8 protein-coding genes are annotated in these 7117 nt (G+C 38.6%); all 8 read left to right on the forward strand.

Annotated elements, in window-relative coordinates:
* Positions 1-323, forward strand: a 323-nt coding sequence (locus B3O33_RS08265) for a hypothetical protein (RefSeq protein WP_292363376.1), incomplete at its 5' end; no start/stop codon positions are given.
* Positions 323-1258 carry an NAD-dependent epimerase/dehydratase family protein gene (locus B3O33_RS08270; protein ID WP_292361493.1) on the forward strand — a complete coding sequence of 312 codons (936 nt, stop codon included), beginning with the start codon at positions 323-325 and terminating at the stop codon, positions 1256-1258. The genes B3O33_RS08265 and B3O33_RS08270, both read left to right, overlap by 1 nt.
* On the forward strand, positions 1255-2421 hold the full coding sequence (locus B3O33_RS08275; protein WP_292363377.1) for a glycosyltransferase family 4 protein: 1167 nt from the start codon (positions 1255-1257) through the stop codon (positions 2419-2421). Before B3O33_RS08270 ends, B3O33_RS08275 begins: the two co-directional genes overlap by 4 nt.
* Positions 2418-3176 carry a glycosyltransferase family 2 protein gene (locus B3O33_RS08280; RefSeq protein WP_292361495.1) on the forward strand — a complete coding sequence of 253 codons (759 nt, stop codon included), beginning with the start codon at positions 2418-2420 and terminating at the stop codon, positions 3174-3176. Before B3O33_RS08275 ends, B3O33_RS08280 begins: the two co-directional genes overlap by 4 nt.
* A 15-nt stretch (positions 3177-3191) precedes the next feature.
* On the forward strand, positions 3192-4463 hold the full coding sequence (locus B3O33_RS08285; protein WP_292363378.1) for an O-antigen ligase family protein: 1272 nt from the start codon (positions 3192-3194) through the stop codon (positions 4461-4463).
* A 27-nt stretch (positions 4464-4490) separates the two neighbouring features.
* Entirely contained in the window at positions 4491-5942 is a 1452-nt protein-coding gene (locus tag B3O33_RS08290) for a phosphomannomutase CpsG (protein ID WP_292361497.1), read from the forward strand.
* Between the two features lie 3 nt (positions 5943-5945).
* Positions 5946-6917 (forward strand): UDP-glucose 4-epimerase family protein, encoded by a 972-nt coding sequence (locus B3O33_RS08295; protein ID WP_292361498.1) that lies wholly within the window; start codon positions 5946-5948, stop codon positions 6915-6917.
* A gap of 15 nt (positions 6918-6932) precedes the next feature.
* Positions 6933-7117 (forward strand): sugar transferase (locus tag B3O33_RS08300; RefSeq protein WP_292363379.1); only part of this gene is annotated, 185 nt, incomplete at its 3' end.

Raw genomic sequence — 7117 nt, forward strand, 5'->3', positions numbered from 1 at the left:
ATGTGCATCCATTACATTCATTATATGGTGGTGAGAATGCCTACACATCTCATGAGTATCTTGTCGCACTGAAAAAAGCTGGATTTAAGGTTAAACGCGTTCTCCGTTCTTTCGATAGTGTTATTAATTTCGCCCCTTACACAGAAGCATCGCTGAAAGCTGAAATTCAACAGAGGATCAGTAAAATACCATTGTTTGGCAAGCTATCACGCATCCTTAATATTGATATTCTTTATCGTAGTCTGCTTCGTTGTCTTTCGTTTGTAGATAGACGACCTGGCAGGTTATATTCATTTGTCTGCTTCAAGCCCGAGGAGCAGTAATGACTACAGTTTGGATTACAGGTGGGAAGGGATTTATAGGTCGCAATCTAGCCAAATTTATCGCGAAGAAAAATGCAACAGTTTACGGAATTGGACATGGGTTTTGGACGGATGATGACTTTAGAACCTGGGGATTTAGTCATTGGCTAAATGCTGAAATAGACTTTGCAGGAATGAATCAGCTGGTTTCTGATTTTGGTAAACCTGATATTATTTTTCATCTTGCTGGCGGTTCAGCTGTTGGTTCATCAATACAAAATCCTTACGAAGATTTTCAACGCACAGTAGATACCACCGCACGCCTTTTGGAGTGGGTGAGGCAGAGCTCTCCAGCGAGCCGAGTGGTAGGTGCATCCAGTGCTGCGGTATATGGTTCGGCATTCAACGGTCCCATCTTAGAGCAAGACATCGGTAAGCCTTTTTCACCCTATGGTTACCACAAATGGATGCTGGAGTCCTTATTCAGTTCTTATCGTGATAGTTTTGGTTTAGACCTTGCTGTTATCAGATTATTTTCTGTTTATGGAACGGGGTTGGAAAAACAGCTGTTGTGGGACTTATGCCAAAAAATTGAAAAGTCAGACTCAAATGCAATTACGTTAAATGGAACTGGGAGTGAAGTTCGAGACTGGATACATATTTCCGATGCCTCACAGTTACTTTGGTTATTGGCGAATAAATCATTAAATGAAATTACTGTGGTCAATGGTGGCACGGGGATAAGCACTTCTATAGCTGAAATTGCATCGCTGGTGTGTAGCCAGTGGGGACAAAATCATAGTGTTAAATTTAGCGGCATTTCTCGTAAGGGCGACCCTAAAAGTTTAGTTGCTGATATTTCGTTGGCTAATGAGTTGGGTTTCTCACCCAGGGTATTATTACAGCAAGGCATATCTGAAGTAGTGAGCTGGTACAAAGCGAGAAACTTGGCTTGAAACATCGTGTAGCCTTTACGCTAATCGGCGGACATGCGTGGATGGGGGGCTTAAATTATCAAGTGAATCTGATCAGTGCATTATTAGAATTTGAAAACCAGAGAGTCGAACCGATTTTATTTCTGGGTGATGATGTTGCAATAGATGTGCTGGAGAGGTTTAATGCACTTGATGGGCTGAAAATTGTTCATTCTCAGGAGTTTAATCGTTCCCACAAAAATCGGCGTCTTCTCAAAGCTATTGTGACTGGTTGTGATACTGATGCACTGGCAGTATTTAAGGTACATGAGATCGATGTGGTATTTGAGGCTGCTGATTTTTATGGCTGGCACTTTAATATACCAACAATTGCATGGATTCCAGATTTACAGCATCGTAAACTTAGGCAGTATTTTGGTTTTTTTGCATTCTGGAAAAGAGAGATCGGTTTTCGCATGCAAGTTTATGCGAAACGTCACATCATGCTTAGCAGTCTCGATGCAGCAAAGGACTTCCAACAGTTTTATAAATTACCGAATGAGCGCCTGCATGTGGTTAATTTCAGTGTGCCAGTTCGCCCGATAAAGTTTGATTTTGAAGTTTTATTAGCAAAATATAATCTACCCAGGCATTTTTTCTATTTACCCAACCAGTTCTGGCAGCATAAAAATCATGAGTGCGTCATAAAAGCCTTAGGTATTGCTAAACGTGAGGGCAAAGAGATTATCGTTGCGGTATCTGGTAATCATGAAGATTCACGTGATACGGATTATTTTCCAAAGTTGTTATCACTTATTGCCGCGGAATCAGTCGAGGACAATTTTCGTGTCTTGGGAATGATCCCTTATGACGATGTTCAGGCTCTAATGTTAAGTGCTGCCGCACTTATTAATCCATCACGATTTGAAGGCTGGAGTACTACTGTTGAAGAGGCCAAATCACTTGGAGTCGAAATGCTTTTATCGGACATAAATGTTCATCGCGAACAAGCAGAACAAAATGCCCTTTTTTTTGAACAGGATAAGCCAGCACAGTTAGCAGAACAAATGATTACATTATCAAGTATTTCGATTGATAAACGTATCGAAGATATGAAACAAGCAGCTGAACGCTCAAGAACATTTATGTCGCTCTTTGCGATGAAATTCACAACTGTAGTTGAGGCAGCCGCCAAAAGTTTATGAAAATTTCAATTATCACTGTCTGTTTTAATAGTGCCAAAACCATCTCTGACACAATTCGTTCTGTAGCAAATCAGGAGTATCCTGATATAGAACATATTATCGTTGATGGTGGATCGACAGATGGCACGGTCAAACTTATTGACAATGCTTCTAGCATTGCTCGTTATGTTTCAGAGCCTGATAAGGGCATTTATGATGCAATGAATAAGGGTATCGCTATGGCCACTGGAGATGTTGTAGGAATTTTGAATGCTGATGATTTTTATACATCCATTCATGTTGTTTCCAGTATTGCAGAAGTGTTTAAAAACCCCACTATTGATGCCTGTTATGCAGATCTTGTTTATGTTGATCAAACCGATATCAATAAAGTTGTTCGTTATTGGAGATCTGAGGCGTTTATATCGGGTGCTTTTAAACGTGGCTGGATGCCGCCACATCCAACCTTCTTTTGTCGAAAGTCCGTCTATGAAGAAAATGGAAATTTTGATTTGAATTACAAAATTGCATCAGATGTAGAGTTACTTTTCAGATTTCTTGAGGTTAAGAAAATACGATTTATGTATCTACCTGAGCTGATAATAAAGATGCGTTTGGGAGGGACAACAAATAAAAATTTAAAAAATATCATTTTCCAAAATAAAGAAGTTTTGAGATTTCTTGACGACTATTATGGAAGAGTAAGCCGATTACATTTTTTCTATTGTAAAATTTCAAATCGTTTAAAACAATTTATTTTTAAGCCTAAAGATTAGATGATTGATTCAGAAATGAAGCAGGATTATGGATTATGGTTTGTGTATGTTATGCATTTATATGTCATGTTCAGGCCAAGCGAGATTATAGTCTTCAATACATTCTATCCCATTTATTTATTGGCTTTATTGGTAATCGCATTAAATGTAAAAAAATTACACTTATTGCTTTCAGATAGAGCACTAAATATTATCTTTATTTTAATATTTTCCTTGTTGCTTCTATCAGTTTTTAATTCATATGTACATGATTTTTATGATCGAAAATTGTTGTTCAATTGGCTTGCATGGCTTGTTGTGCTTGTTGCGGTAATTTTGTCTTATCAAGGCTCTAATAAAAATTATAAGGGTCTAGAGCTTTTGGCTAAATTAGTATTACTAATTCAGCTATGCATCTCAATTGTTCAGTTATTTAAGCCTGATTTTTTCTCTTTATTTTGGTCAAGTGTTAATACTATGGGGTTGGATAGAGATGTGAGAGTTAGTGGTTCTTTAGGAAATCCCATTCTCTTCTCATATATCGTCACTTATTTAGTGTTAATTGTTATAGCACGGACTGGCCCTTTAAAAAATATTTTTTGGGTGGTTTTGGGGTGTTTACTCATATTAATGTCCGGTTCAAGATCATTAATTATGACGTATCCAATTATTATTGGAGCTTGGTTCTATTTGAGTGATAAAAGTTTATTAAAACGATTATTTTTTAGTTTCATTTGTGCTTCTGTTTTATTTTTATTTAGTTATTATATGTTGTTATCTCTAAAAGAAATATTTGTTTATTCAGCTGAATTGTTCGCTGTTTTTGAGTTTGAGTCCGGTGAAGAAAACTCAAAAGACTTAAGAACTTTTGGTTATAGAATAGATTTCTGGAATGCAGCATTATACGAATTCTTTTCAAGAGATTTTTTATCTGTAATTTTTGGAAAGTCAGGTCCATATCTTTCATCACCACATCATGATCTTATTTATATGCTTAGCCGGTATGGTGCTATTGGATTAATATCCTATCTTGCTTTGAATTTTTGGCTATTAGAGATCGCTCTCAAAAATAAATGTATTGTTGAGGGTCGCTTGCTCTATTTAACTATTCTGATGAGTTTGATTGTCGGTATGGCCAATACAATCGGGGTTGAGATGAGATTGGGAATATTTTCAGCTTTAGTCGCTGGTTTATTATTATCTCGTGGAAAATATTCTAAAGTAATCACCAATGTTGAAATTAAGTCTTCAATTGTGATGAACAATGAAATTCAAAGAGTCAGTTCTAATAAGTCTTTACCTGCTTAGAATTGCACTCTTTTCTATTGGGGAATTATGGTGTCTGTAAAAAAACTTAAATGTTTCAAAGCCTACGATATCAGAGGCCAACTAGGTGATGAGCTCAACCCGGATGTTGCTTATCGTATTGGTTACGCTTATGCAAAACACCTAAATGCTAAACGGGTAGTAGTTGGTGGTGATATCAGACACACTAGTGAGCCGCTTAAACTTGCTTTGGCCCAAGGTGTTATGGATACGGGCGCAGAAGTTATTGATATCGGGATGGTCGGCACGGAAGAGATATACTTTGCCTCATTTTATCTGGATGTCGATGGGGGCATTGAAGTTACGGCCAGCCATAATCCGATGGATTACAATGGCATGAAGTTGGTTGGGCGTGGTGCTTTGCCGATAAGTGGTGATAGTGGCTTAAATGATATTCGTGATTTGGCTGAACATATTGACTCACCGTTTAATACTCCTAAAGAAACTGTCTCGGTTAAGGCTAATACTCCAGATGCTACACCAGCAGGACATTCTGTTTTCAGTGGAACCAATAACGCCAATAAATACAGTCAGCAATCGATACTTGATCCCTACGTTGAGCATTTGCTGAGCTATATTGATCTGACAAAGATCAAACCATTAAAACTGGTTGTGAACGCGGGTAATGGTGCGGCTGGACATGTTATTGATGCGCTTGAGCAACAGTTTAAAGCAGCCAATGTGCCGCTGGAATTTATCAAGATCCACCATGAAGCCGATGGCAGTTTCCCGAATGGTATCCCCAACCCGTTATTACCCGAAAATCGGGCTGCAACTGCTGATGCAGTCATTGCTAATAAAGCCGATATGGGTATCGCATGGGATGGGGATTTTGATCGGTGTTTTCTGTTTGATGAAAATGGCCGATTTATTGAAGGGTATTATATTGTCGGTTTGTTGGCTGAAGCATTTTTGCTCAAGTCAGCCGGTGAAAAAATCATCCATGATCCACGACTGACCTGGAATACCATCGATCAAGTTGAAGCAGCGGGTGGAAAACCTATCCAATCCAAAACAGGCCATGCCTTTATTAAAGAACGTATGCGATTGGAAAATGCAGTTTATGGTGGTGAAATGAGTGCCCATCACTATTTCCGTGATTTTGCCTATTGTGATAGCGGCATGATTCCTTGGTTGCTGGTTGCTGAGTTAATCAGTGTTGCGGGTAAACCTTTGTCTGAACTGGTCAATGAACGTATGGCGAAATACCCATGTAGTGGTGAAATTAATTATCGGGTAGCAGATGTCAGTGTCATTCTCGATAAAATTTTGAAACATTTTTCCACAGAAAATCCAGTCATTGATAGAACTGACGGCATCAGTCTGGAATTTGAACAATGGCGATTTAACCTACGCTCTTCGAATACTGAACCCTTGCTGCGGCTGAATGTAGAAACTCGGGCTGATCAAGACTTGATGAGAGCCAAAGTGTCAGAAATTGAACAGATAATTCAGAACTAACTAATGCGGATTTTTGTAACAGGTGCAACTGGATTTGTCGGTAAAGCGTTGATTAATGAACTGCTTAGTGCAGGACACAATATTGTTGCAGGTGTACGGAATTATTCGATGGAATTGCCAGTTGAAGTGGAACAGCAGCAGATCGGTGATTTAAGCTTGTTGAGTGAGCAGAATTCGATAATTGATACGCTGAAAAAAATTGATGTTGTTATTCACACTGCAGCACGCGTACACATTATGCAAGATAAAGCAGCCGATCCGTTGACTGAATTTCGAAAAACGAATGTAAACGCAACTCTTGCATTGGCTAAGCAATCAGTTAGTGCGGGTGTGAAAAGGTTTGTATTTATCAGTTCTATTAAAGTGAATGGCGAATCTACAAATAATAGACAGGCTTTTCGTGAGACTGATAAACCAGCTCCTGAAGATACTTATGGACAATCAAAACTTGAAGCAGAACAGCTTTTATTTGAGTTAGCCCAGATAACGCCAATGGAGGTTGTGGTTATCCGTCCACCTCTCATTTATGGTCCAGGGGTTAAAGCCAACTTTGCCAGTTTGATTAAAATCATCAAAAAAGGCTTACCACTGCCATTTGGAGCAACTGCCAATCAACGTTCATTACTAGCGATCAATAACCTGGTTAATTTTGTAATGCTTTGTACCGCCCATCCTGCCGCTGTAAATCAGGTTTTTCTAGTGGCGGATGGCAAGGATATTTCAACAACCACACTGTTGACGAAAATTGCCAAAGCTTATAACCGGCCTGTACGTTTAATACCAGTTCCAGTTTGCTTGATGATATTTATTGCCAAACTGACAGGTAAAAATAATATCTCTGATCGGTTGTTTGGAAATTTACAGATAGACATTACTAAAGCGCAACAATTATTAGGATGGAAGCCTGTTGCCTCAATGGAACAACAACTTAACAAAATGGCTGAGTTAGATAGGAACTCAACACAAAATAAATAATAAAACGAGAAATTCATGACCCGAACTGTTATCCGTTTACTGGATATTATTTTGTCTGTTGTTGGCCTGTTGATTGGTTTACCAATTTTATTAATTCTGATCATTATCGGTTGGTTTGATACCGGTGCCCCCATATTCAGGCAACAGCGTGTAGGCCTAAATCAAAAGCCTTTTACATTAGTCAAATTCCGCACCATGAC

The organism is Methylophaga sp. UBA1464 (assembly GCF_002325665.1).
Lineage (GTDB): Bacteria > Pseudomonadota > Gammaproteobacteria > Nitrosococcales > Methylophagaceae > Methylophaga.

What these genes read in the sequence shown, in the direction of transcription:
- B3O33_RS08270 (WP_292361493.1), top strand. Translation starts at nt 323, where the DNA reads ATGACTACAGTTTGGATTACAGGTGGGAAGGGATTTATAGGTCGCAAT.
- B3O33_RS08285 (WP_292363378.1), top strand. Translation starts at nt 3,192, where the DNA reads ATGAAGCAGGATTATGGATTATGGTTTGTGTATGTTATGCATTTATAT.
- B3O33_RS08280 (WP_292361495.1), top strand. Translation starts at nt 2,418, where the DNA reads ATGAAAATTTCAATTATCACTGTCTGTTTTAATAGTGCCAAAACCATC.
- B3O33_RS08295 (WP_292361498.1), top strand. Translation starts at nt 5,946, where the DNA reads ATGCGGATTTTTGTAACAGGTGCAACTGGATTTGTCGGTAAAGCGTTG.
- B3O33_RS08290 (WP_292361497.1), top strand. Translation starts at nt 4,491, where the DNA reads ATGGTGTCTGTAAAAAAACTTAAATGTTTCAAAGCCTACGATATCAGA.